This window comes from Frigoribacterium sp. PvP121 (assembly GCF_017833115.1).
In the GTDB taxonomy this organism is placed as follows: Bacteria; Actinomycetota; Actinomycetes; order Actinomycetales; family Microbacteriaceae; genus Frigoribacterium; species Frigoribacterium endophyticum.
In genome coordinates, this window is record NZ_JAFIBR010000001.1 from 2,304,192 (window position 1) to 2,328,433 (window position 24,242).

A 24,242-nucleotide genomic window follows, 5' to 3' on the forward strand; every position below is an offset into this window, starting at 1 on the left:
CGTGGTCGCGCTCGTCGAGGGGAGGCCCCCCGCGGGCGACCGCGACCGCCTCGACGGCGCCCGGCCCCCTCGGGCCCGGCGCCGTCCGGCGGCGTGGTGGGCCCTGACCCCGTTCGCGGTCTACGTCCTGCTCTTCCTCGCCGTTCCCTGCGTCGTCGCGCTGGGCACCGGCTTCGTCACGGGCGACGGCCGCCCCAGCCTCTCGGCGCTCACCGCCCTCGGCGAGCCCCTCGTGCTCCGCGCCTTCGGGAGCTCCGCGCTCGTGTCGGGGATCACCGCCGTCGTCGGCGCGGTCGTCGGCGCCGTCGTCTGCTGGGGGCTCACCGCCCTCCGCCCGGACGGCCTCGTCCGCAGCCTCGTCGACTCCGCCGCGAGCGTCCTCGCGCAGTTCGGCGGCGTCATGCTGGCCTTCGCCTTCACGGCCACCATCGGCATCCAGGGCGTCGTCACGCAGCTGCTGCTCACCCGGCTGGGCGTCGACGTCTTCGCCGGCGGCGTCTGGTTCTACCAGGTGCCCGGGCTGCTGCTGCCCTACGTCTACTTCCAGGTGCCGCTCATGGTGATCACCTTCATGCCGGCCGTCACGGGGCTCAAGCCCCAGTGGCAGGAGGCGGTGGCCACCCTGGGCGGGACGCGGCGCGAGCACCTGCTCCGCGTCGTCGTGCCCGTGCTCGCACCGGCCTTCGTCGGCAGCGTGCTGCTGCTCTTCGCGAACGCCTTCTCCTCGTACGCGACGGCCGCGGCCCTGATCAGCCAGGGCGCCCAGATCGTGCCCCTGCAGATCCGCGCGGCACTGGTCAGCGAGACGGTGCTGGGCCGCGAGAACGTCGCCGGCGTGCTCGCGCTCGGCATGGTCGTCGTCATGGTCGTGCTCATGACCCTCTACTCGCTGCTCCAGCGCCGCACGGAGCGGTGGCAGCGGTGACCCGCCGACGCGACGGCCACGGCACGGCGCTCCGGAAGGCCGTCCTCGTCGTCGTCGGCGCCGTGTTCGCCGTCCCGATCGCGGCCATGGTCGCGTTCTCCCTCCGCTCGGCGGACGGGACGGGCCACGACCTGGGGCACTGGGCCGCCCTCGCCGCCCCCGAGAACGAGAGGGCGTACCGCTCCCTCGTCGAGGGCGTCACGAACAGCCTGGTCCTCGCCGCGGTGACGGCCGTGCTCGTCCTCGTGCTGCTCGTGCCGACGATGGTCGTCGTGCACCTGCGGTACCCGGCGCTGGTGCGGCCCCTCGAGTTCGTCTGCCTCGTGCCCGTCACGGTGCCGGCGATCGTGCTCGTCGTCGGGCTGGCCCCGGTGTACTCGGTCGTCTCGCGGGTCGCCGGCTCGGGGGCCTGGACCCTCGCGCTGGCCTACGGGGTCACCGTCCTGCCCTACGCGCACCGTGCCGTCCAGGCCGACCTGGCCGCCACCGACCTCCGCACCCTCACCGAGGCGGCCAGGACCCTCGGCTCCGGCGGCGTCGCGACCCTCCTCCGCGTGGTGGTGCCGTCGCTCCGCCGCGGGCTCCTGGCCGCGGCGTTCATCACGGTGGCCGTCGTCCTCGGCGAGTACACGATCGCCAGCCTGCTGAACCGGGTGACGCTGCAGACGTCGCTCGTCCAGGTCTCGCGCAGCGACCCCTTCGCGGCCGTCATCCTCGCCCTGCTCGCCCTCCTGCTCGCGTTCCTGCTGCTCGCCGTCGTCGGACGGGTCGGCTCCGCCGGCGCGGGCCGCCCCGTCCTCCCCGGCCGCGACGTCGCGGCCACCGCCCCTGCTCCCGCCTGGAAGGCCCTCTCGTGACCGCCACCGCCCCCGTCGACCCGACCACCGCCTCCTCGGCCCCGTCACCGACCGGTCGAGGCTCCGCCGCGGCGGGCGCCCGAACGACGTCGACCGCGGGCGCCGCGGTCGCCCTCCGCGGCGTGGTCAAGGAGTACGCGGGCCACGTCGCGCTCCGCGGTGTCGACCTCGACCTCGCGCCGGGGGAGCTCGTCGCGCTCCTCGGCCCCTCGGGCTGCGGCAAGACGACGGCACTGCGCGCCCTCGCGGGGCTCGAGACGGTCACCGAGGGCCGCATCACGGTGGACGGGCGCGACGTCGTCGACGTGCCGACGCACCGCCGGGACGTCGGCATGGTCTTCCAGGCGTACTCGCTCTTCCCGCACCTGACGGTGCAGCAGAACGTCGAGTTCGGGCTCCGCACCCGGCGCGTGGCGCGGGCCGAGCGGGCGACCCGCGCCGCCGAGATGCTCGACCTGGTGGGCCTCCGAGAGCTGGGCGGCCGGTTCTCGCACCAGCTCTCGGGCGGCCAGCAGCAGCGCGTCGCGCTCGCCCGGGCGCTCGTCACGCGGCCCCGCGTGCTGCTGCTCGACGAGCCGCTCAGCGCGCTCGACGCGCAGGTGCGGGTGCAGCTGCGGGAAGAGATCCGTCGCCTGCAGCGCGAGCTCGCCATCGCGACCCTCTTCGTGACGCACGACCAGGAGGAGGCCCTGGCCGTCGCCGACCGGGTCGCCGTGATGCGGGCCGGCGCGATCGAGCAGATCGGCACGCCCGAGCAGCTGTACTCGGCGCCGGCGACGCGGTTCGTCGCGGAGTTCGTCGGGTCGAGCAACCGGCTGCGGGCCGAGGTCGTCGACGGGCGGGTGCGGCTGCCCGGGCAGGAGGTCGCCGCCGTCGGCTCCCCGGACGACGGGGAGGCGTGGGCCTACGTGCGCCCGGAGGACGTGACGTTCGCCGACCGCGGGGTCGCAGGCGTCGTCGAGTCGGTGTCGTTCCTCGGCGCGGTCTGCCGCACGAGGGTCCGGACGTCGCCCGACGACGTCGTCGTGCTCGACCACCGCGCGCACGAGCGGCGCGAGGTCGGCGAGTCCGTCCACGTGGCGTTCACGCCGCGGGCCGTCGCCGTCGTGCCGTTCGGCTGACGGCGCCGGCGGCCCCCGGGGTCAGGAGGAGGACGAGGGCTCGGTCGAGCCCGTGCCCTTCTTCGCCGCGATGGCGTCGCGCTCGCCCCGCAGCGAGCGCACGGTCTCGGGGTCGAGGAAGTCGACGAACGGGTTCGGCTGACCGGTCTTGTCGGCCACGACCAGCGTGTACTCGGCGGCCGCCTGGCGCACGCGCTCGGTGGCGCGCCCCGCCTTCTTCGCCGAGAGCGGCCGGTCTCCCATCACCTCGCCGTGGTGCTCGAGGGCCTTGACCAGGGTCTTGAGGGCTGCATCGATCTTCTTGCTCACGGGGGCATGGTGGCACACCGAGGTGAACGGGCGAGCCCGGGGCGCAGGAGCGGTCGTCCGCGGGGAGGACCACGGTGGTCCTCCGGGCCGATCCGGGGCGGGCGTCGCCGCCCGTAGCGTCGCCGACATGTCCGCCACGCCCTCCTCCGGCCCCCTGCCCGCCGGCTCCCTGGCCCCCGGTCGGCGAGCGCCGTCCCTCGACCGGGCCGTCGAGGCCCTCCGCGACCTCGTCGCCTTCGCGGTGCAGCAGGCCCTCTCCTGCGCGTTCGCGGTCGCCGTGCTCGTCGGCCTCGCCGTCACCTCGGTCGTCGACGTGGGGATCCCGCGGTACGACGCGATGCTCGTCTGGTGCGTCGCCGTGCAGGCGGCCTTCGTCGTCGGGCGGCTCGAGAGCCGCCGCGAACTGCTCGTGATCTGCGCCTTCCACCTCCTGGGCCTCGGCCTCGAGGTGGTCAAGGTGGCCGTCGGCTCGTGGTCCTACCCCGACGAGGGAGTCCTCCGCGTGGCCGACGTGCCGCTCTACAGCGGCTTCATGTACGCAGCCGTCGGGAGCTACGTCTGCCAGGCCTGGCGGCGCCTCGACCTCCGGGTCGACCGCGTCCGGACGGGCCCGGCGCTGGCCCTCGCGGCCGCCTTCTACCTGAACTTCCTCACGAACCACTGGCTGCCCGACGTCCGGTGGCCGCTGATGGCGGTGGCCGTCCTCCTGCTAGGCCGGCACCGGGTCGCCTTCACCGTCCGGGGGAGGGTCCGTCGCATGCCGCTCCTCGTCTCGTTCGCGCTCATCGCCGTCTTCATCTGGCTCGCGGAGAACGCGGCGACCCTCGTCGGGGCCTGGGCCTACGCCTCCCAGGCCGACGGGTGGTCGATCGTGCACCCGTCGAAGATCGGCTCGTGGACGGTGCTCGTCGTCTTCAGCGTGGTGCTCGTCATCTGGCTGCACCAGCGTGCCGACGACGCCGCGGCACGGGCGGCCGCCTCAGGCGACGCCGCCACCGCCGAGGCCGAGGTCGAGGTGCCCCGTCGCGAGGACGGCGTCGAGCACGAGGTGCGCCACCTCGTCCTTCGTCCCGGCCAGGCGGCCGACCTCGTCGCCCCCGGCGCCCAGCACGACGACGTCGGAGTCGTCGGTGCCGAACCCGGTCGACCAGCCGACCGGGTTGAGCACCAGCAGGTCGCAGCCCTTGCGGGCCAGCTTCCGGCGCCCGAGGTCGAGCAGCTCCCCGGGCGACGTGGCCGTCTCGGCGGCGAAGCCGACGACGACCTGGTCGGCCGGCCGTGAGGCGCTGAGGGCCGCGAGCACGTCGGTCGTCCTGACCAGGCGGAGCGTCAGCTCGTCGCCCTGGTCGTCCTTGCGGATCTTCGACGCGGCCACCTCGACGGGGCGGTAGTCGGCGACCGCCGCCGCCATGACGACGACGTCGGCCCCGATCGAGGAGGCGGTGGTCGCGTCGAGCAGCTCGCTCGCGGTGCCCGCCGCCACGACCTCGACGCCGGGGAGGAGCGCCGCCGCCCGGGCGACGTCGTCGTCCAGGTGCGCGGCCACGAGGGTCACGGCCGCTCCGCGGGAGGCAGCGGCCCGGGCCAGGGCGAGCCCCTGTCGACCGCTCGACCGGTTGCCGAGGAACCTCACGGGGTCGAGGGGCTCGCGGGTGCCGCCGGCCGTCACGACGACGCGGCGACCGGCCAGGTCACGGGGGTGCGCCTCCTCGGCCCCGGCGACGGCCGCGAGCGCGGCCTCGACGATCACGTCCGGCTCGCTGAGCCGACCCGGCCCGCTGTCGCCGCCGGTGAGCGGCCCGTCGTCGGGGCCGACCACGACCACGCCCCGCGAGCGCAGCAGCTCGACGTTCGCGACGGTGGCGGCGTTCCGCCACATCTCGGTGTGCATGGCGGGGGCGACGACCAGGGGAGCCGTGCTCGCGAGGATCGTCGTGCCGAGGAGGTCGTCGGCGAGCCCGTGCGCGATCGCCGCGAGGGTGTGGGCCGTCGCCGGCGCGACGACGACGAGGTCCGCCGCCTGGCCGAGCGCGACGTGGCGCACCTGGGCGACGTCGTCGAAGACGGAGGTGTGCACCGGGTTGCGGCTGATGGCCTCGAAGGTGGGCAGGCCCACGAACCGCAGCGCCGCCTCCGTCGGGACGACGTGGACGTCGTGGCCCCGCACGACGAGGCCTCGGACGACGCTGACCGCCTTGTACGCGGCGATCCCGCCCGAGACGCCGACCACGACCGTGAGGCGCCGGGCGCCCTCGACCTCGTCGTCTCGTCGGTGCTGGCCACGGTCGGTCTGTCCGGTCACGGTTCCCCTGACGTCGGGGGCCGTCGGGGAAGCGCCGGCGGCCCGGTAGCGTTGCTGCCTCCACGATGCCCCATCCCGGGGTGGTCGCGCCCCCGACCCGGCCGAGGAGCCTCTCCGTGTGCACAGTCGTCGTCTCCGTCGCCCCGTCCGGCCCCTGGCCCGTGGTGTTCCTCGGCCTCCGCGACGAGGCGGCCGACCGCCCGTGGGATCCTCCGGCCGCCTGGTGGCCCGAGCTCGGCGAGCGGGTGCAGGGCGTCCACGACCGGGAGGCCGGCGGGGCCTGGCTGGCCACGGCGACGGGCCCGGCCCGCGCCTCCGTCGTCCTCAACCGGCACGAGCGGCCGCCGGAGCCGGAGGGCGGGTGGGAGACCCGCGGGGTCCTGCCGCTCCGCGCGGCGGCCGACGGCGACGTGCCCGCCGGCCGCCCGCGCCAGCGTCCCTTCACGCTCCTCACCGCGGACCGGGAGGGGGCGCTGGTGACCTCGTGGGACGGCTCCCTGCTCCGGGCCGAGCGCCTCGCCCCGGGGGTGCACGTCCTCACGCACGGAGCGGTCGACGACCCGTCGGTGCCGCGCGTGGCTCGCTGGGCCCCGCGGTTCCGCACGGCTGAGGCGCCCACGGGGCCGCCGCCCGAGAGCGGGGCGGACGGGCTCGGCGATCTCGACGCCGTCGCCGACGCGGGCTCCTCGTGGGAGCCGTGGCTCGACGTGCTCCGCGAGAGCACGGCGCTCGACGAGCGCGACCCGGAGGCCCTGGTGCGCTCCGACCTGCTCGACGGCCGCTGGCTCGGGTCGTTGTCGCTCTCCCTCGTCGCGGTCGCCGACGACGACGTCCGGCACGTGCACGTGAGGCTCGACGACGAGACGCGGCGTCATCGGGAATCAGCCGGGGCCCCGCGGCGTTAGTGTCGGGAGCCTCGCCCGACCCGGGCGCAGCAGCACCCCGACCAGGAAGTCCGACGTGAAGACCACCGCGCCCCGCACCCGCCTCGCCCGCACCGCCCGCACCGTCGCCCTCACCGGCGTCGTCGCCGCCTCCGTGCTCGGCCTCAGCGCCTGCGCCCCCGCGTCGACCGACGGCGTGGTCAGCGCGCCGACCGGCAGCAGCACCGCCGCGGCGGGGGAGGGCACGACCCTCGCCGACGTGCAGGACGCCGGGAAGCTCGTCGTCGGCACCGAGGGCACCTACAAGCCGTTCACCTTCCACGAGGACGGCTCCGGCGCTCTCACCGGCTACGACGTCGACGTCGTCACCGCGGTCGCGGAGAAGCTCGGCGTCACGCCCGAGTTCCAGGAGACCCAGTGGGACGCGATCTTCGCGGGCCTCGACGCGGGCCGCTTCGACCTCATCGCCAACCAGGTCTCGATCACCGACGAGCGCGAGGCCAAGTACGACTTCTCCGCCCCGTACACGGTGAGCCGCGGCGTCGTCATCGTGCCCGCCGACGACACCTCGATCACGTCGCTCGCCGACCTCGACGGCAAGACCACCGCCCAGTCGCAGTCGAGCAACTGGTACACGACCGCGAAGGACGCCGGCGCCGACGTCGAGGTCGTCGAGGGCTGGGCGCAGTCGATCGCGCTCCTCGAGCAGGGCCGCATCGACGCCACGGTCAACGACGAGCTGACCTTCCTCGACTACCAGCAGACCGACCCGACGGCCGCGGCCGCGGTCAAGGTCGGCGCCACCACCGACGACGTGTCCGAGAGCGCCTTCGTGGTCGCGAAGGGGTCCGACGACCTCGTCGCCGCCATCGACGACGCCCTCGACGAGCTGCGTGCCGACGGCACGCTCGCCTCGATCTCCGAGAAGTACTTCGGCAGCGACGTCAGCGAGTAGCCCGTGCCGTCGTCCGACCTCTTCTGGCGGTCGCTCTGGCCGATCGTGTCGGGCGCCCTCGTGGCCTCGATCCCGCTCGCCCTCGCCTCCATGGCGATCGGGCTCGTGATCGCCCTGGTGGTCGCCCTCATGCGGCTGTCGCCGACGCGCTGGCTGCGCTGGCCGGCCCGCGTCTTCGTCTCGGTGATCCGGGGCACGCCGCTCCTCGTGCAGCTGTTCGTGGTCTTCTACGGGCTGCCGTCGATCGGCGTGCGCCTCGACCCCTGGCCCAGCGCGATCATCGCGTTCTCGCTCAACGTGGGCGGCTACGGCGCCGAGGTGATCCGGGCGGCGATCCAGTCCGTGCCGCGCGGCCAGTGGGAGGCGGCGCACACGATCGGCATGTCGCGCTCGCTCGCGCTGCGCCGGGTCGTGCTGCCGCAGGCGGCGCGCGTCTCCGTGCCCCCGCTCTCGAACACGTTCATCTCGCTCGTGAAGGACACGTCGCTCGCCTCGCTGATCCTCGTCACCGAGCTGTTCCGGCAGGCGCAGCAGATCGCGACGGTCTCGAACGAGTTCATGCTGCTGTACCTCGAGGCCGCGCTGGTCTACTGGGTCATCTGCCTCGCCCTGTCGACCGGCCAGGGCGCCCTCGAGAAGAAGCTGGACCGCCATGTCGCCCGCTGACGCCTCCGCCGCCGGCCCCGCCCGCGCCTCCTCGGCAGGCCCTGCCGTGCTGACGGTGACCGGCCTCACGAAGTCCTTCGGGGGCACGGCCGTCCTGAAGGGCATCGACCTCGCCGTCCGCCGCGGCCGTGTGGTCGCGATCATCGGGCCCTCCGGCTCGGGCAAGACCACCGTGCTGCGGTCGCTCAACAGCCTCGAGGTGCCCGACGGCGGCACCGTCGCCCTCTCGACCGGACAGGTGCTCGACTTCGGGGCCGGGGCGTCGAAGCGAGAGCTGCTCGCCCTGCGCGACCGGTCGTCGATGGTGTTCCAGCACTTCAACCTCTTCCCGCACATGACCGTGCTGCAGAACGTCGTCGAGGGGCCGATCCGCGTCCAGGGGCGGGACCCCGAGGAGGCGCGGAGCGAGGCCCGCGGACTGCTCGCGCGGGTGGGCCTCGGCGGCCGGGAGGACGCCTACCCCGTCGAGCTCTCCGGCGGGCAGCAGCAGCGCGTCGGCATCGTGCGCGCGCTCGCTCTCCGGCCCGAGCTGCTGCTCTTCGACGAGCCGACCTCCGCCCTCGACCCCGAGCTCGTCGGCGACGTGCTCACCGTCGTGAAGGAGCTCGCCGAGGAGGGGTGGACGATGATCGTCGTCACCCACGAGCTCGAGTTCGCCCGGCGGGTGGCCGACGAGGTCGTCTTCATGGACGACGGCGTCGTGGTCGAGCGCGGCACGCCGGCCGACGTCCTCAACCGCCCCCGCGAGGCGCGCACGCAGCAGTTCCTCCGGCGGGTGCTGCGGCCGCTCGACGACTGACGCCGACCCGGCATCATCACGGCGGGCGGCCCCCGGGAACACGGGGCGCCCCCGTGTCGTTGCACGACGGTGCCGTGGTCGACCCTCGGTACGATCGGCGAGAAGGGACACCGTGACCACCACCTCTACGACCGCCGGCCCTCGGGCCGCCGCGACGACCGCCTCCCGCGGGCCGCTCTCCGACGACGAGGCCGCCCGTCTCCGCGCCGACTTCCCGCTCCTCGCGCAGGAGGTGTCGGGGGAGCCGCTGGCGTACCTCGACTCCGGGGCGACCGCGCAGCGGCCCCGTGCCGTGCTCGACGCGGAGCGGGCCTTCCTCGAGACGACCAACTCGGCCGTGCACCGCGGCGCGCACACGCTCGCGGCCCTGGCGACGGAGGCCTTCGAGGAGGCGCGGGAGACCGTGGCCGGCCTGCTCGGCGCCTCCGCGGACGAGGTCGTCTGGACGGCGAACGCCACGGACGCCCTGAACCTCGTGGCCTACGGCATGGCGAACGCGACCCACGGCCGCGGCGGCGAGCCCGCCCGACGGTTCGCCCTGCGGCCCGGCGACGAGATCGTCGTCACCGAGGCGGAGCACCACGCCAACCTCGTGCCGTGGCAGGAGCTAGCGGCCGTGACGGGCGCCGTGCTCCGCGCCGTCGCGGTCGACGACGACGGCGTGTGGACGGCCGCCGACGCCGCGGCCGTGATCGGGCCGCGGACGCGCGTCGTCGCCGTCGCCCACGTCTCGAACGTCACCGGGCTGGTCGCCCCCGTCGACGAGGTCGTCGCGCTCGCGCACGCCGTCGGGGCCCTCGTCGTGCTCGACGCCTGCCAGTCGGTGCCCCACCGCCCCGTCGACGTCCGCGCCCTCGACGTCGACTTCCTCGCCTTCTCGGGCCACAAGATGCTCGGGCCCACCGGCATCGGGGTGCTCTGGGGGAGGGCGGAGCTGCTGGGGGCGCTGCCGCCCTTCCGCACGGGCGGGTCGATGATCACCACCGTCACGCTCGACTCGGCCGAGTACCTGCCCGCCCCCCAGCGCTTTGAGGCCGGCACGCAGCCCGTCTCGCAGGCCGTCGCCCTCGCCGAGGCCGTCCGGTACCTCCAGGCCGTCGGGCTCGACCGCGTGCAGCAGCACGAGGAGGCGCTGGCCGAGTCGCTCGTCACGGGCCTCTCCGCGATCCCCGGCGTCCGGGTCGTGGGGCCGCCCGCGGGCGTCGCCCGCTCGGGCCTCGCCAGCTTCGTCGTGGACGGCGTCCACGCCCACGACGTCGGGCAGTACCTCGACGCCCAGGGCATCGCGGTGCGCGTCGGGCACCACTGCGCGCAGCCGCTGCACCGCCGGCTCGGCGTCACCGCCACCACGAGGGCGAGCACGTACCTGTACACGACCACGGAGGACGTGGCGCGGCTGCTGGTCGGGGTCGCCGGGGTCCGCGCGTACTTCGGCGCGGACGACGCCGTGACGGCCCCGGCCGGGGAGGGCGACCGATGAGCGGCGCCCTCGACTCCCTCTACCAGCAGGTGATCCTCGACCACGCCAAGGCGCGGCACGGCGACGGCGACCTGGCCGGGGCCGGTGCGGAGCACTACGAACGGAACCCCACCTGCGGCGACGAGATCACCGTGCGCGTCGCGCTCGTCCCCGGCACGGACCGCGTCGAGTCGCTGCGCTGGCAGGGCGCCGGCTGCAGCATCTCGATGGCCTCAGCGTCCGTCCTCGCCGACGTCGCGCCGGGCCTGACGCTCGACGAGCTGCGGGTCCGGGTGGGCGCCTTCCGCGACATGATGCGGTCACGGGGGGCCGGCGAACCCGACGACGAGCTGCTCGGCGACGCGGTCGCCTTCCACGGCGTCTCGAAGTTCGTCATGCGCGTCAAGTGCGGCATGCTCGCCTGGGTGGCGGCGGAGGCCTGCGCCGTCGAGCTCGCCGCGTAGCGGGGAGGGGCGTCGGCCGCCGCTAAACTGGCCGCCGTCCCCCGAACGCCAAGGAGCACACGACCGTGTCTGACCAGCCTGCCCCCGACGCCAGCGTCACCCCCGACAGCGTCGCCCCCGCCCGCCCGGAGACGGTCGAGGTCACGCAGACGACGACCGGCCTCGAGCTGTTCACCGACAAGGCCGTCGTGGCGCTCCGCGTGGCGGGAGAACTCCGCGACCTCGCGTCCGAGGTGCACGCCGGCGACGTCGTCGAGCCGGTGCTCGTCGGCTCGCCGGACGGTCTCTCGATCCTCCGGCACTCGGCGGCCCACGTGATGGCGCAGGCGGTGCAGACGATCAACCCGGAGGCCAAGCTCGGCATCGGCCCGCCCGTCACCGACGGCTTCTACTACGACTTCGACGTCGCGGAGCCGTTCACGCCCGACGACCTCAAGGCGATCGAGAAGGGCATGGAGCGGATCATCCGCCAGGGCCAGCGCTTCCGTCGCCGCGTCGTGACCGAGGCGGAGGCCCGGGAGCTCCTGGCCGACGAGCCCTACAAGCTCGAGCTGGTGGGGCTGAAGGGCGGCACCGACGGCGTCGGCGACGACGGCGAGTCCGTCGAGGTCGGGGGAGCCGAGCTCACCGTCTACGACAACGTCGACCCGAAGACCGGCGACGTGGTCTGGTACGACCTCTGCCGCGGTCCTCACCTGCCGAGCACGCGACTCCTCGGCAACGCCACGAAGCTGATGCGCGTGGCCGCCGCCTACTGGCGCGGCTCGGAGAAGAACCCCCAGCTGCAGCGCATCTACGGCACGGCCTGGCCCACGAAGGACGAGCTGCGGGCCTACCAGGCCCGCCTCGAGGAGGCCGCCAAGCGCGACCACCGCAAGCTCGGCGTCGAGCTCGACCTGTTCTCGTTCCCGGACGAGATCGGCTCCGGGCTCGCGATCTTCCACCCGAAGGGCGGCATCATCCGCCGGGAGATGGAGGACTACTCGCGACGGCGCCACGAGGCCGCCGGCTACGACTTCGTCTACACGCCGCACATCACGAAGGCCAGCCTGTTCGAGACCTCCGGCCACCTCGGCTGGTACAAGGACGGCATGTTCCCGGCGATGAAGCTCGACGAGGCGCGCAACGACGAGGGCGAGGTCACGCGTCAGGGCGCCGACTACTACCTCAAGCCCATGAACTGCCCGATGCACATCCTCGCGTACCGGTCGCAGCCGCGCTCCTACCGCGACCTGCCGCTCCGGCTCTTCGAGTTCGGCACGGTCTACCGCAACGAGAAGTCCGGCGTCATCCACGGCCTGACGCGCGTCCGCGGCATGACCCAGGACGACGCCCACATCTTCACGACCCGCGAGAAGATGAAGGAGGAGCTGACCGGCACGCTCGCGTTCGTGCTGTCGCTGCTCCGCGACTACGGCCTCACCGACTTCTACCTCGAGCTCAGCACGAAGGACCCGGAGAAGTACGTCGGCGACGACGACATCTGGGAGACCGCGACGTCGACCCTCCGCGAGGTCGCGGAGGAGTCCGGTCTCGAGCTGGTGCCCGACCCGGGCGGAGCCGCGTTCTACGGCCCGAAGATCTCCGTCCAGGCCCGCGACGCCATCGGCCGCACCTGGCAGATGTCGACGGTGCAGCTCGACTTCAACCTGCCCGAGCGGTTCGAGCTCGAGTACGCGGCCGCCGACGGCACGCGCCAGCGCCCGGTCATGATCCACCGCGCCCTCTTCGGCACCATCGAGCGGTTCTTCGGCGTGCTCACGGAGCACTACGCCGGGGCGTTCCCGGTCTGGCTCTCGCCCGTGCAGGTCGTCGCGATCCCGGTGGCCGACGAGTACGGCGACTACCTCGACGGCGTCGTCGCGCAGCTGAGGGAGAAGGGCGTCCGCGCCCAGGTCGACCACGGCGACGACAGGTTCCCGAAGAAGATCCGCACCCACACGAAGTCCAAGGTGCCGTTCCAGCTGATCGCCGGCGAGGAGGACCGCGCCGCGGGGGCCGTCAGCTTCCGCTACCGCGACGGCTCCCAGGAGAACGGCGTGCCCGTCGCCGACGCCGTCGCGAAGATCCTCGAGGCGATCGAGACGAAGGCCCAGGTCTGACGGTGACGGCGAGCACGCCCGCCGGCTCCGGGGGAGAGGGCCCGTTGCCCGCCCCCGGGGAGTCGGCGGGCGACTTCGCGGGCGTGCCCGACGCCTTCCAGCGGCTCTGGACGCCCCACCGGGCCGTCTACGTCGCCGGCGGGCAGGGCGCGCACGACGACGACTCGTGCCCGTTCTGCCGTGCGCCGTCACGGCCCGACGAGGAGGCGCTGGTCGTCGCCCGGGGCCGTCACGCCTACGTCCTCCTCAACCTGTTCCCCTACAACCCGGGTCACCTGCTGGTCTGCCCGTACCGGCACGTCTCCACGTACGACCTCGCGACGCCGGAGGAGGTCGCCGAGATCGGCGCGCTGACGCAGACGGCCATGCGCGTGCTCACGGAGGTCTCCCACGCCCAGGGCTTCAACCTCGGCATGAACCAGGGCGCCGTCGGCGGGGCGGGCATCGCGGCTCACCTCCACCAGCACGTCGTGCCGCGCTACGCGGGCGACTCGAACTTCTTCCCCATCGTCGCGGGGACGAAGGCGATCACGCAGCTGCTCGGCGACGTCCGCACCGCCGTCGCCGAGGCGTGGCCGCGCGACGAGGCCACTTCGGCACCGGCGGCGTCACCGGGGCCCGCAGCCTGACGAGTGCGCCTAAACTAGGCGCATCATGAGCGACAGCACCCCGACCTCCGTCCCCACCTCCGCCTCCTCGTCGACCGCCGCCGGCACGACCGGCTCCGACCGCGTCAAGCGCGGCCTCGCCGAGATGCTCAAGGGCGGCGTGATCATGGACGTCGTCGACGTCGAGCAGGCGAAGATCGCGGAGGAGGCCGGCGCCGTCGCCGTCATGGCCCTCGAGCGCGTGCCCGCCGACATCCGTTCGCAGGGCGGCGTCGCGCGGATGAGCGACCCCGACATGATCGACGAGATCATCGCCGCCGTCTCCATCCCCGTCATGGCCAAGGCCCGCATCGGCCACTTCGTCGAGGCGCAGGTCCTGCAGACGCTCGGCGTCGACTACATCGACGAGTCCGAGGTCCTGAGCCCGGCCGACTACGTCAACCACATCGACAAGTGGAACTTCACCGTCCCCTTCGTCTGCGGCGCGACGAACCTCGGCGAGGCCCTCCGCCGCATCACCGAGGGCGCGGCCATGATCCGCTCGAAGGGCGAGGCCGGTACCGGCGACGTCTCCGAGGCGACCAAGCACATCCGCACCATCTCGAAGGAGATCGCGCAGCTGAAGGGCCTCGCGAAGGACGAGCTGTACGTCGCCGCGAAGGAGCTCCAGGCTCCGTACGAGCTCGTCGCCGAGATCGCCGCGACGGGCAAGCTGCCCGTCGTCCTCTTCACCGCCGGCGGCGTCGCGACCCCGGCCGACGCCGCGCTCATGATGCAGCTCGGCGCCGACGGCGTCTTCGTCGGCTCCGGCATCTTCAAGTCGGGCAACCCGCGGGAGCGGGCGGCCGCGATCGTCAAGGCGACCACGTTCTTCGACGACCCGCAGGTCGTGGCCGACGCGTCCCGCGGCCTGGGCGAGGCCATGGTCGGCATCAACGTGCCCGACCTGCCGGCGCCCCACCGCCTCGCCGAGCGTGGCTGGTAGCCCCTCGACGGAGGCGCGGGGCCCGCGGGTGGGCGTCCTCGCCCTCCAGGGCGACTTCCGCGAGCACCTCGCGGTGCTCACGGCGCTCGGGGCCGAGGCCGTGCCCGTCCGCCGGCCCGACGAGCTCGCGTCGGTCTCTGGCCTGGTCATCCCGGGCGGCGAGTCCACCGTGATGGACAAGCTCTCCCGGACGTTCGGCATGGCGGAGCCCCTCCGGGCCGCCGTCGACGGCGGCCTGCCGGTCTACGGCACCTGCGCGGGGCTCATCATGCTGGCTGACCACGTCGTGGACGGCACGCCCGGCCAGCGCACCATCGGCGGTCTCGACATCTCCGTGCGTCGCAACGCGTTCGGCGGGCAGACCGACTCCTTCGAGACCGACCTCGACGTGCCCGTGATCGGCGGTCCTCCCGTGCACGCCGTCTTCATCCGCGCACCGGTGGTCGACCGGGTCGGGGCCCTGGCCACCGCGGTGGGCGTGCTCGACGACGGCCGTGTGGTCGCGGTCGAGCAGGGCTCCCTGCTCGGCACGGCGTTCCACCCCGAAGTCACGGCCGACTACCGGTTCCACGCGAGGTTCCTCGACAAGGCCCGGGCCTTCAGCTCGCGCTGACCGCCCTGGCCGACGTCGGCCGGTACACTGGTCCGGATCATCTGCCGTAGGTAAGGAGCACCGTGTCCGGGCATTCCAAGTGGGCCACGACCAAGCACAAGAAGGCCGTCATCGACAGCCGCCGCGCGAAGTCGTTCGCCAAGCTCATCAAGAACATCGAGGTCGCCGCCAAGCAGGGCGGTGCCGACATGTCGGGCAACCCGACCCTGGTCGACGCGGTGCAGAAGGCCAAGAAGACCTCGGTGCCGAACGACAACATCGACCGCGCGGTCAAGCGCGGCGCGGGCCTCAGCGGTGAGGTCGTCGACTACCAGACGATCATGTACGAGGGCTACGGCCCGAACGGCGTCGCCCTGCTGATCGAGTGCCTCACCGACAACAAGAACCGGGCCGCCGCCAACGTCCGGACGGTCATGTCGCGCAACGGCGGCACCATGGCCGACCCCGGCAGCGTCGCGTACAACTTCAGCCGCAAGGGCGTCATCGCGGTCATGAAGACCGACGAGCTGACGGAGGACGACGTCCTCGCCGCCGTCCTCGACGCCGGCGCCGAGGAGGTCACCGACCGCGGTGAGGGCTTCGAGATCGTGACGGAGCCGTCCGACCTCGTCCCCACCCGCACCGCGCTCCAGGACGCCGGGATCGACTACGACTCGGCCGACGTCGAGTTCGTGCCCGGCCTCAAGATCGAGGTCGACCTCGAGACGGCCCGCAAGGTGTTCAAGCTCGTCGACGCGCTCGACGACGACGACGACGTCCAGAACGTCTACGCCAACTTCGACGTGCCCGCCGACGTTCAGGCGGCGCTCGACGACGACGACGAAGACTGAGGAGGCCGTGCCGCTGCGGGTGCTCGGCATCGACCCCGGCCTGACGCGCTGCGGCGTCGGCGTGGTCGAGGTCGACGCCCAGCGGCGCGCCACCCTCGTCGCCGTCACGGTCGTCCGGTCGGGCGTCGACGAGCCCCTCGAGCAACGGCTCATGACGATCGGCCGGGGCATCGAGGCCCTCGTCGACGAGCACCGGCCCGACGCGATGGCGATCGAGCGCGTCTTCGCGCAGGACAACCTCCGCACCGTCATGGGCACCGCCCAGGTCAGCGGGCTCGCGCTGCGCGCCGCCGCCGAGCGGTCGATCCCCGTGGCGCTGCACACCCCCTCCGAGGTCAAGGCCGCCGTCACCGGCTACGGGTCCGCCGACAAGGCCCAGGTCGCCGCGATGGTGGCCCGGCTGCTCGGCCTCGCCGAGCCGCCGCGTCCGGCCGACGCCGCGGACGCGCTGGCCATCGCGATCTGCCACGCCTGGCGTCGTGACGGGCGGACGACCACGGTGCCGACGGCGTCGGTGGTGGCGGGCAGCGCCGGCACGAGCGCCGGGCTGACGCCCGCCCAGCGGGCGTGGCGCGACGCGGAGAAGCGTCAGCGGGCTCCTAGGCTGGGGGCATGATCTCGTCCGTCCGGGGAACCGTGCTGTCCGCCTCCGGGACGACCGTCGTCGTCGAGGTCGGGGGAGTGGGCCTCCGCGTCGGCGTCACGGCCCAGCTCGCCCTGACCCTGCGGCCCGGCGAGACGGCGATGCTCCACACCGCCCTCGTCGTCCGAGAAGACGACCTCTCCCTCTTCGGCTTCGCCGACCGCGAGGAGCTCGAGGTCTTCGACCTGCTCCGCAGCGTGACGGGCGTCGGCCCGAAGAGCGCCCAGGGAGTGCTCGGGCACCTCAGCCCGTCGCAGGTCGCCCACGCCGTCGCCGACGACGACGACGCGGCGTTCCGTCGCGTCTCGGGCATCGGCCCGAAGACGGCGAAGCTCATCGTCCTGTCGCTGGCCGGCAAGCTCGACGTCGCGGCCTCCCCCCCCAGCGTGACCGCCGCCTCCAGCACGGCCGCCGACGTCCTCGTCGCGCTCGTCGGCCTCGGCTGGTCGGAGCGCGAGGCCCAGTCGGCGATCGACTCGGTCGTGGCCGCCCGGGGCGACGACGTCACGGCGGCGGTGCCCCAGCTGCTCCGGGCGGCGCTCGGCCACCTCGGGCCGCAGAAGTCGCTCGGCGCCCGCTCGTGACCGACGCCGACCTGACCCGCCCCACCGTCGAGTCGGAGGCGGAGCTCGCCTTCGAGGGAGCCCTCCGGCCCACCTCCCTCGGCGAGTTCGTCGGCCAGGCGAAGGTGCGAGGGCAGCTGGAGCTGCTCCTCAAGGCCGCCGCGATGCAGGGTCGCTCGCCCGACCACATCCTCCTGGCCGGCCCGCCCGGGCTCGGCAAGACGACCCTGGCGATGATCGTGGCGCACGAGAGCGGCCGCCCCCTCCGCATGTCGTCCGGCCCGGCGATCCAGCACGCGGGCGACCTCGCCGCGGTGCTCTCGGCCCTGGTGCCCGGCGAGGTCCTCTTCATCGACGAGATCCACCGCATGGCGCGCTCCGCGGAGGAGATGCTCTACCTCGCCATGGAGGACTACCGCATCGACATCATGGTCGGCAAGGGCGCGGGCGCCACGAGCATCCCCCTCGAGCTCTCGCCCTTCACCCTGGTCGGAGCGACGACGCGCAGCGGGATGCTCCCGAACCCGCTCCGGGACCGCTTCGGGTTCACGGCCCACCTCGAGTTCTACGACGAGGCCGAGCTCGCGGAGGTGCTCCGACGTGCTGCCTCGCTCCTCGGCATCGCGGTCGACGGCGAGGCCCTGGCAGAGATCGCCGGCCGGTGCCGCGGCACCCCGCGCATCGCCAACCGCCTGCTGCGCCGGGTGCGCGACTACGCCCTCGTCCACGGCCGCGACGCCGACCTCGCGACGGTCAGGGCGGCGCTGGAGCTCTACGACGTCGACGACCTGGGGCTCGACCGCCTCGACCGCGAGGTCGTCAGGACCATCCTGACCCGGTTCGACGGCGGGCCCGTCGGTCTCGGCACCCTCGCGGTCTCCGTGGGCGAGGAGGCCGACACGATCGAGTCGGTCGTCGAGCCCTTCCTCGTCCGGGTGGGACTCCTCGTCCGGACCCCGCGCGGGCGGGTGGCCACCGCGACGGCCTGGCGGCACTTCGGCCTGTCGCGCGGCTCAGGAGCGCTGTTCGGCGATGAACTATGATCTCCGGAGGTCGGTGAGGCCAGGGGCCCCCGCAGCACCGCCGCCGACGACAACCTCCTAGCTCCGAAAGGCAGTTCCTCATGGACGCCACATCGCTCATCATGGTCCTCCTCCTGGTGGTCCTCGTCTTCTTCATGTTCCGCAACAAGAAGAAGCGCGACCGTCAGCAGGCCGAGCTGCAGACCGCGCTCGTGCCCGGGGTCGAGGTCATGCTGACCTTCGGCGTCTACGGCACCATCGTCTCCATCGACGACGAGACCACCACGGCCGAGGTCGAGGTCGCTCCCGGCACCGTCCTGAAGGTGCACCGCCAGACCCTCGGCCGGGTCGTCACGCCCCCGGTCGTCGCCGACGACGACACGGTCGTCGACGAGGCCGACGACGTCGACGGGCGTCCCGCCGGCAAGCCGGTCGACCTGACCAAGCCCGCCTTCGGCGAGCGAGCCGCGGGCGACCGCGTCGACGCCCCCGCCTCGGACGACGAGAACCCCCGCACCGTCTAGACCGCCGTCGCGGGGCCACGACCCGGCCCCGCCCGACCCCCCGGCGCGCGCTCCTCACCAGGGCGCGCGCTCCCATGAGAAAGCAGACTCCTCCGTGGCACGCTCGACGCCGGTCAAGAAGGCCCTTCGTTCCCTGACCTGGTTGTTGGTCATCATCGCGGGGCTGACCGCCCTCAACGGCACCGCCACCCTGCTGAACGGCAAGGCCGACTGGGCCGCCGGAGCCAGCTGGGTGCCCGAGCTCGCGCTCGACCTGCAGGGCGGCACGCAGATCACCCTCGCGGCGCAGCTCGCGAGCGGCGAGTCCGTCTCGAGCCAGCAGCTCGACCAGGCCGTGACGATCATCCGCCAGCGCATCGACTCGGCCGGAGTCTCCGAGTCGGAGATCACCCGCCAGGGCTCGCAGAACATCGTCGTCTCGATCCCCGGTCGGCCCGACAACGCGACGCTGGAGCGCATCGAGGCCTCGGCGCGCCTGACGTTCCGCCCCGTCCTCTACACGGAGGCCGTGAGCACGGCCGCCGTCGGGGGCGACGACGCCGACGGCGCGTCCGCGAGCCCCTCGGCCACGCCCTACACGCCGAACCCCGAGCTCAACTCGACCCCCACGGCCTCGCCGACCAACGCCTCCGACCTGGCCTGGATCACCGAGCAGCTGGCCGACGAGTACACGAACTACCAGTGCGCCGCCGACAACGACCTCGCGACCGCGCCGGACGACGAGCCGCTCGTCACCTGCTCGACCGACGGCACGTCGAAGTTCATCCTCGGCCCCGTCGAGGTCCAGGGCAGCGACATCAGCGACGCCACCAACGGCCTCGCCACCGACTCGCAGGGCAACTCGACGAACACCTGGGCCGTCAACCTCGAGTTCAACGGCCAGGGCTCGCGCGAGTTCAGCGACGTCACCTCCCGCCTCGTCACCCTGCAGGCGCCGCAGAACCAGTTCGCGGTCACGCTCGACAACCAGGTCATCACCGCCCCGTCCGCCAACGCCGCGATCACCGACGGCAAGGCGCAGATCACCGGCTCGTTCACGCAGGACACCTCGAAGACCCTGGCCGACCAGCTCAAGTTCGGCGCCCTGCCGATCAGCTTCACGGTGCAGAGCAACGAGAACATCACGGCGACCCTCGGCCAGACCCAGCTCGTCAGCGGCCTGATCGCCGGCCTGATCGGCCTCATCCTCGTCGTGATCTACTCGCTCGTGCAGTACCGGGCGCTGGCCTTCGTCACGATCCTGTCGCTGGTGATCGCGGCCACCCTGACCTACCTCGTCATCGCGATCCTCTCCTGGCGGGAGGGCTACCGGCTGTCGCTCGCCGGCGTGACGGGGTTGATCGTCGCCATCGGCATCACCGCCGACTCGTTCATCGTGTACTTCGAGCGCATCCGCGACGAGCTCCGTGACGGGCGCATCCTCGAGTCCGCGGTCGAGTCGGGCTGGCGCCGGGCCATCCGCACGATCATCGCGTCGGACACGGTCAACTTCCTCGCCGCCATCACCCTCTTCGTCCTCGCGGTGGGCAACGTGAAGGGCTTCGCGCTCACGCTCGGCATCACGACGGTGATCGACCTCATCGTCGTCGCGCTGTTCACGCACCCGATGCTCCAGCTGATCGCCCGCACGCGGTTCTTCGGCGAGGGCAACCCCCTCAGCGGGCTCGACCCCAAGGCCCTCGGCGCGGTCTACCGCGGCCGGGCACAGTTCCGCACCCCGGCACCCGTCGGGGCTCGCAAGGGCGCCGGCGGCCGCGAGGCCGCCAAGCGCCAGACCATCGCGGAGCGCAAGGCCGCCGAGAAGAACGGCGACCGTGTCGACGACACGACGCGCACTGACGGGAAGGACTCCTGATGGCCAGTTTCTCGAAGTTCGGGAACGACCTCTACACGGGGGCTCGCTCCTACGACATCGTCGGCCGACGCCGTACCTGGTACATCGTCGCCGTCGTCGTCCTCATCCTCTCGGCCACGGTGCCCTTCCTCCGCGGCGGGTTCCACTTCGGCATCGAGTTCACCGGCGGGTCCGAGTTCCAGGTGGCCCAGCCTGCCTCCCTCGACCAGGACGTCGCGACGGAGACGGTCGAGGCGGCGGCGCCCGGCTCGACACCGCGCGTGACCCAGGTCGGCTCCGACACCATCCGCGTCCAGACCTCGCAGCTCGAGCCCGCGCAGACGAACGACGTCGCCGACGCCCTGGCCGAGGCCTACGACGTGCCCGCCGACCGTGTCACGTCGTCGTTCATCGGCGCCTCGTGGGGCGCCGACATCACGGGCCAGGCCATCAAGGGCCTCGTGATCTTCCTCATCCTCGCCGCGATCGGCATGACGCTCTACTTCCGCACGTGGAAGATGTCGTTGGCCGCCATGGCCGCGCTGCTGCACGACCTCGTCCTGACCGCGGGCATCTACGGCATCGTGGGCTTCGAGGTCACGCCCGCGGCGGTCATCGGCTTCCTCACCATCCTGGGCTACTCGCTCTACGACACGGTGGTCGTCTTCGACAAGATCCGCGAGAACACGACGGAGGACGGCGAGAGCTCGAGGCGGACCTTCGCGCAGTCGGTCAACCTCGCCGTCAACCAGACGCTCGTCCGCTCGATCAACACCTCCGTGGTGGCCCTGCTGCCCGTCGCGGCCATCCTGTTCATCGGGGCGTTCGTCCTCGGGGCCGGGACGCTGCGCGACATCTCCCTCGCCCTCTTCATCGGCATCCTCGTGGGCACCTACTCGACGATCTTCATCGCGTCGCCGCTGTACGCGACGCTGCGGATGCGCGAGCCGGCCCTGGTCGACCGCGACGCGAAGAAGACGGGTGCCGCCGCCCCGGTGGCCACCGACGAGCGTGCCGAGGTCGGCTCGTGACCGCCGCGGCCGGCTCGTCCGACTTCCCCGACGTCACCGCCGCGGAGGCCGTGGCCCTGGTGGCCGACGGCGGCTACCTCCTCGACGTCCGCGAGCGCTCCGAGTGGGACGCCGGCCACGCGCCGCAGGCCGTGCTCGTGCCGCTCTCCGAGCTGGGGGAGCGCCTCGACGAGGTTCCGACCGACCGTGACGTGCTCGTCGTCTGCCACTCGGGCATGCGCTCCATGCGTGCCTCGGCGGCGCTGCGCCGAGCGGGGCGCCGTGCCGTCAACGTCGAGGGCGGCATGCTCGCCTGGCGCGACGCCGACGGCGAACTGACCCGTGACGACGGGGCCGCGGCGTCGGTCGACTGACGCCGAGAGGGTAGCGTTGTCGGAGCGGATCACCGCCACGGCCACCACCCACCCGACGGGGCCGAGCAGGCCCCTGGACGAGAGCGAGGCGCGGTCGTGACCGAGATCACCACGAGGAACGACGCCCCGCCCGAGCTGCCCCAGGGTACGGCGTCGCTCCGCACCCTCCTGCCCCGGCTGTTCTCGCGGAGCCAGCCGGCCGGTGCCGTCGACCGGCTGGTCAAGACCGTCCGCATGCACCACCCGAAGGCCGACCTCGTGGTCATCGAGAGGGCCTACAGCGTCGCCGAGCGCGCCCACCAGGGGCAGCTGCGCAAGAGCGGCGAGCCGTACATCACGCACCCCGTGGCCGTCGCCCAGATCCTGGCCGACCTCGGCATCGGCTCCAAGACCGTCGCCGCCGCCCTCCTGCACGACACTGTGGAGGACACCGACTACACGCTCGACATGCTGCAGCGCGACTTCGGCGACGAGATCGCGATGCTGGTCGACGGCGTCACCAAGCTCGACAAGCTGAAGTACGGCGACAGCGCCCAGGCGGAGACCGTCCGCAAGATGGTGGTCGCGATGTCGAAGGACATCCGCGTGCTCGTGATCAAGCTGGCGGACCGCCTCCACAACGCCCGCACCTGGGGCTTCGTCGAGTCCGAGTCGGCGACGCGGAAGGCGACCGAGACGCTCGAGATCTACGCGCCGCTCGCGCACCGGCTCGGCATCCAGGCCATCAAGTGGGAGCTCGAGGACCTCTCCTTCGCCGTCCTCCACCCGAAGCTCTACGTCGAGATCGACAACCTCGTCAAGCAGCGGACCCCGCAGCGCGAGCAGTTCGTGCAGAACGTCATCGACGCGGTGAAGTCCGACCTCAAGTCGACGAAGATCCGGGGCGACGTCGTCGGCAGGCCGAAGCAGTACTACTCGATCTACCAGAAGATGATCGTGCGCGGCCGCGAGTTCGACGAGATCTACGACCTCGTCGGCATCCGGGTCCTCGTCAACTCCCTGCGGGACTGCTACGCGGTGCTCGGTTCCATCCACGCGCGCTGGAACCCCCTGCCGGGTCGCTTCAAGGACTACATCGCCACGCCGAAGTTCAACCTCTACCAGTCGCTGCACACCACGGTGATCGGGCCGAAGGGCCGACCGGTCGAGATCCAGATCCGTACCCACGAGATGCACCAGCGTGCCGAGTTCGGCGTCGCCGCCCACTGGAAGTACAAGCAGCGGATGAACGGCGGCCGCGACGACTCCAGCACCGGCGCCCGCACCGAGACCGACATGGCGTGGCTCGCGCACATCTCCGACTGGCAGGCCGAGACGGCCGACCCGGGCGAGTTCCTCGACAGCCTTCGCTTCGAGATCGGCGCCAAGGAGGTCTACGTCTTCACGCCGCAGGGGAAGGTCATCGGCCTGCCCTCCGGCGCCACGCCCGTCGACTTCGCGTACGCGGTGCACACCGAGGTGGGCCACCGGACGATGGGCGCCAAGGTCAACGGCCGCCTCGTGCCGCTCGAGAGCGTGCTCAACAGCGGTGACGTCGTCGAGGTGTTCACCTCGAAGAACCCGGACTCGGGCCCCAGCCAGGACTGGCTCAGCTTCGTCAAGAGCCCCCGGGCCCGGAACAAGATCCGGCAGTGGTTCACCAAGGAGCGCCGCGACGAGGCGATCGAGCAGGGCAAGGACGCCATCGCGCGGGCGATGCGGAAGCAGAACCTGCCGCTGCAGAAGCTGATGAACCAGGACTCGATCGCCGAGGTCGCCTCGCAGCTGCGGCACGACGACGTCTCGAGCCTCTACGCCGCCGTGGGCGAGGGCCACATCTCGACGCAGTCGGTCATCGAGAAGGTGCTCGCCGCGGTCCAGCAGCAGAACGAGGTCGACGAGGGCGAGTTCGAGTTCCCGAGCAAGGGCGTCACGCGTCCGCTCCGCAACAGCGACTCGGGCGTGCTCGTGCGCGGGGCCCCCGACATCCTCGTGAAGCTCGCCAAGTGCTGCACGCCGGTGCCGGGCGACCAGATCGTCGGGTTCGTCACGCGGGGCCAGGGCGTCAGCGTGCACCAGGCCAACTGCCACAACGTGCAGGGCCTGATGAAGGAGCCCGAGCGGATGATCGACGTCGAGTGGGCGCCGTCGTCGAAGAGCGTGTTCCTCGTCCAGATCCAGATCGAGGCCCTCGACCGCAGCGGTCTGCTCTCCGACGTCACTCGGGTGCTCTCCGAGCACCACGTGAACATCCTCTCGGCGAGCGTGTCCACGTCGGACGAGCGTCTGGCCCTCAGCCGCTTCGTCTTCGAGATGGGCGACACCACGCACCTCGACCGCGTCCTCAACGCGGTGCGTCGCATCGACGCGGTCTACGACGTCTACCGGGTGAGCGCCGGCTGACGCGGGCGCCC

At 72.7% G+C, this 24,242-nt stretch carries 24 protein-coding genes and 1 pseudogene; 23 read left to right on the forward strand and 2 right to left on the reverse strand.

The window, feature by feature from the left end; translation table 11 throughout:
• Position 1 precedes the first annotated feature (1 nt).
• From JOE43_RS10765 to JOE43_RS10775, 3 genes are read left to right on the forward strand one after another with little or no spacing between them, the layout of a single operon-like run.
• Entirely contained in the window at positions 2-925 is a 924-nt protein-coding gene (locus JOE43_RS10765; protein WP_374073032.1) for an ABC transporter permease, read from the forward strand.
• Complete coding sequence (locus JOE43_RS10770) at positions 922-1,782, forward strand: ABC transporter permease subunit (RefSeq protein WP_307803328.1); 861 nt, start codon at positions 922-924, stop codon at positions 1,780-1,782. Before JOE43_RS10765 ends, JOE43_RS10770 begins: the two co-directional genes overlap by 4 nt.
• On the forward strand, positions 1,779-2,903 hold the full coding sequence (locus JOE43_RS10775) for an ABC transporter ATP-binding protein (protein WP_209517673.1): 1,125 nt from the start codon (positions 1,779-1,781) through the stop codon (positions 2,901-2,903). The genes JOE43_RS10770 and JOE43_RS10775 overlap by 4 nt, the downstream gene beginning before the upstream one ends.
• Before the next feature lie 21 nt (positions 2,904-2,924).
• Here JOE43_RS10775 and JOE43_RS10780 read toward each other — a convergent pair whose 3' ends face one another.
• Entirely contained in the window at positions 2,925-3,212 is a 288-nt protein-coding gene (locus JOE43_RS10780; RefSeq protein WP_056054607.1) for a hypothetical protein, read from the reverse strand.
• 127 nt (positions 3,213-3,339) lie between these two features.
• Here JOE43_RS10780 and JOE43_RS15685 point away from each other — a divergent pair.
• Positions 3,340-4,119: pseudogene (locus tag JOE43_RS15685) on the forward strand (DUF817 domain-containing protein); the annotation flags it as partial.
• 72 nt (positions 4,120-4,191) lie between these two features.
• On the opposite strand, the gene coaBC reads toward JOE43_RS15685, so the two are convergent.
• Positions 4,192-5,442 carry a bifunctional phosphopantothenoylcysteine decarboxylase/phosphopantothenate--cysteine ligase CoaBC gene (gene coaBC / locus JOE43_RS10785; RefSeq protein WP_307803428.1) on the reverse strand — a complete coding sequence of 417 codons (1,251 nt, stop codon included), beginning with the start codon at positions 5,440-5,442 and terminating at the stop codon, positions 4,192-4,194.
• A 188-nt stretch (positions 5,443-5,630) separates the two neighbouring features.
• Between coaBC and JOE43_RS10790 the strand changes: the two genes are divergently transcribed.
• From JOE43_RS10790 to JOE43_RS10880, 19 genes are all read left to right on the forward strand, one after another.
• The gene (locus tag JOE43_RS10790) at positions 5,631-6,419 is read left to right on the forward strand and encodes an NRDE family protein (protein WP_209517677.1); all 789 of its coding nucleotides are present in this window, start codon (positions 5,631-5,633) and stop codon (positions 6,417-6,419) included.
• 55 nt (positions 6,420-6,474) lie between these two features.
• Positions 6,475-7,353, forward strand: coding sequence for an amino acid ABC transporter substrate-binding protein (locus tag JOE43_RS10795; protein ID WP_209517679.1), 879 nt, complete (start codon positions 6,475-6,477; stop codon positions 7,351-7,353).
• Positions 7,354-7,356: 3 nt separating this feature from the next.
• Positions 7,357-8,019, forward strand: coding sequence for an amino acid ABC transporter permease (locus tag JOE43_RS10800; RefSeq protein WP_056054613.1), 663 nt, complete (start codon positions 7,357-7,359; stop codon positions 8,017-8,019).
• On the forward strand, positions 8,006-8,818 hold the full coding sequence (locus JOE43_RS10805) for an amino acid ABC transporter ATP-binding protein (RefSeq protein ID WP_245187141.1): 813 nt from the start codon (positions 8,006-8,008) through the stop codon (positions 8,816-8,818). Before JOE43_RS10800 ends, JOE43_RS10805 begins: the two co-directional genes overlap by 14 nt.
• Before the next feature lie 112 nt (positions 8,819-8,930).
• On the forward strand, positions 8,931-10,298 hold the full coding sequence (locus JOE43_RS10810) for an aminotransferase class V-fold PLP-dependent enzyme (RefSeq protein ID WP_209517681.1): 1,368 nt from the start codon (positions 8,931-8,933) through the stop codon (positions 10,296-10,298).
• Complete coding sequence (gene sufU, locus JOE43_RS10815) at positions 10,295-10,741, forward strand: Fe-S cluster assembly sulfur transfer protein SufU (protein WP_209517683.1); 447 nt, start codon at positions 10,295-10,297, stop codon at positions 10,739-10,741. Before JOE43_RS10810 ends, sufU begins: the two co-directional genes overlap by 4 nt.
• 65 nt (positions 10,742-10,806) lie before the next feature.
• Positions 10,807-12,843, forward strand: coding sequence for a threonine--tRNA ligase (gene thrS / locus JOE43_RS10820; RefSeq protein WP_209517685.1), 2,037 nt, complete (start codon positions 10,807-10,809; stop codon positions 12,841-12,843).
• Between the two features lie 44 nt (positions 12,844-12,887).
• Positions 12,888-13,472: an HIT domain-containing protein gene (locus JOE43_RS10825; protein WP_209517688.1), complete on the forward strand. Its 585-nt coding sequence runs from the start codon at positions 12,888-12,890 to the stop codon at positions 13,470-13,472.
• A gap of 25 nt (positions 13,473-13,497) precedes the next feature.
• The gene (pdxS, locus tag JOE43_RS10830; RefSeq protein ID WP_056054631.1) at positions 13,498-14,436 is read left to right on the forward strand and encodes a pyridoxal 5'-phosphate synthase lyase subunit PdxS; all 939 of its coding nucleotides are present in this window, start codon (positions 13,498-13,500) and stop codon (positions 14,434-14,436) included.
• A complete protein-coding gene (gene pdxT, locus JOE43_RS10835) occupies positions 14,426-15,049 on the forward strand; it encodes a pyridoxal 5'-phosphate synthase glutaminase subunit PdxT (RefSeq protein ID WP_209517690.1) in 624 nt (207 codons plus the stop codon). Before pdxS ends, pdxT begins: the two co-directional genes overlap by 11 nt.
• A 62-nt stretch (positions 15,050-15,111) precedes the next feature.
• Positions 15,112-15,879 carry a YebC/PmpR family DNA-binding transcriptional regulator gene (locus tag JOE43_RS10840; RefSeq protein WP_167259142.1) on the forward strand — a complete coding sequence of 256 codons (768 nt, stop codon included), beginning with the start codon at positions 15,112-15,114 and terminating at the stop codon, positions 15,877-15,879.
• A gap of 13 nt (positions 15,880-15,892) precedes the next feature.
• Positions 15,893-16,495, forward strand: a complete 603-nt coding sequence (gene ruvC / locus JOE43_RS10845; protein WP_209519184.1) for a crossover junction endodeoxyribonuclease RuvC — start codon at positions 15,893-15,895, stop codon at positions 16,493-16,495.
• A complete protein-coding gene (gene ruvA, locus JOE43_RS10850) occupies positions 16,492-17,106 on the forward strand; it encodes a Holliday junction branch migration protein RuvA (protein WP_209517693.1) in 615 nt (204 codons plus the stop codon). Before ruvC ends, ruvA begins: the two co-directional genes overlap by 4 nt.
• Complete coding sequence (gene ruvB / locus JOE43_RS10855; protein WP_209517694.1) at positions 17,103-18,128, forward strand: Holliday junction branch migration DNA helicase RuvB; 1,026 nt, start codon at positions 17,103-17,105, stop codon at positions 18,126-18,128. The genes ruvA and ruvB overlap by 4 nt, the downstream gene beginning before the upstream one ends.
• Before the next feature lie 80 nt (positions 18,129-18,208).
• Positions 18,209-18,631 (forward strand): preprotein translocase subunit YajC, encoded by a 423-nt coding sequence (gene yajC, locus JOE43_RS10860; RefSeq protein WP_209517696.1) that lies wholly within the window; start codon positions 18,209-18,211, stop codon positions 18,629-18,631.
• A gap of 94 nt (positions 18,632-18,725) precedes the next feature.
• Positions 18,726-20,486 (forward strand): protein translocase subunit SecD, encoded by a 1,761-nt coding sequence (gene secD, locus JOE43_RS10865; protein WP_209517698.1) that lies wholly within the window; start codon positions 18,726-18,728, stop codon positions 20,484-20,486.
• Positions 20,486-21,496, forward strand: a complete 1,011-nt coding sequence (secF, locus tag JOE43_RS10870) for a protein translocase subunit SecF (protein ID WP_209517700.1) — start codon at positions 20,486-20,488, stop codon at positions 21,494-21,496. Before secD ends, secF begins: the two co-directional genes overlap by 1 nt.
• Positions 21,493-21,849 carry a rhodanese-like domain-containing protein gene (locus tag JOE43_RS10875; RefSeq protein ID WP_307803330.1) on the forward strand — a complete coding sequence of 119 codons (357 nt, stop codon included), beginning with the start codon at positions 21,493-21,495 and terminating at the stop codon, positions 21,847-21,849. Before secF ends, JOE43_RS10875 begins: the two co-directional genes overlap by 4 nt.
• A gap of 96 nt (positions 21,850-21,945) precedes the next feature.
• On the forward strand, positions 21,946-24,231 hold the full coding sequence (locus JOE43_RS10880) for a bifunctional (p)ppGpp synthetase/guanosine-3',5'-bis(diphosphate) 3'-pyrophosphohydrolase (protein WP_307803331.1): 2,286 nt from the start codon (positions 21,946-21,948) through the stop codon (positions 24,229-24,231).
• Positions 24,232-24,242 lie beyond the last annotated feature (11 nt).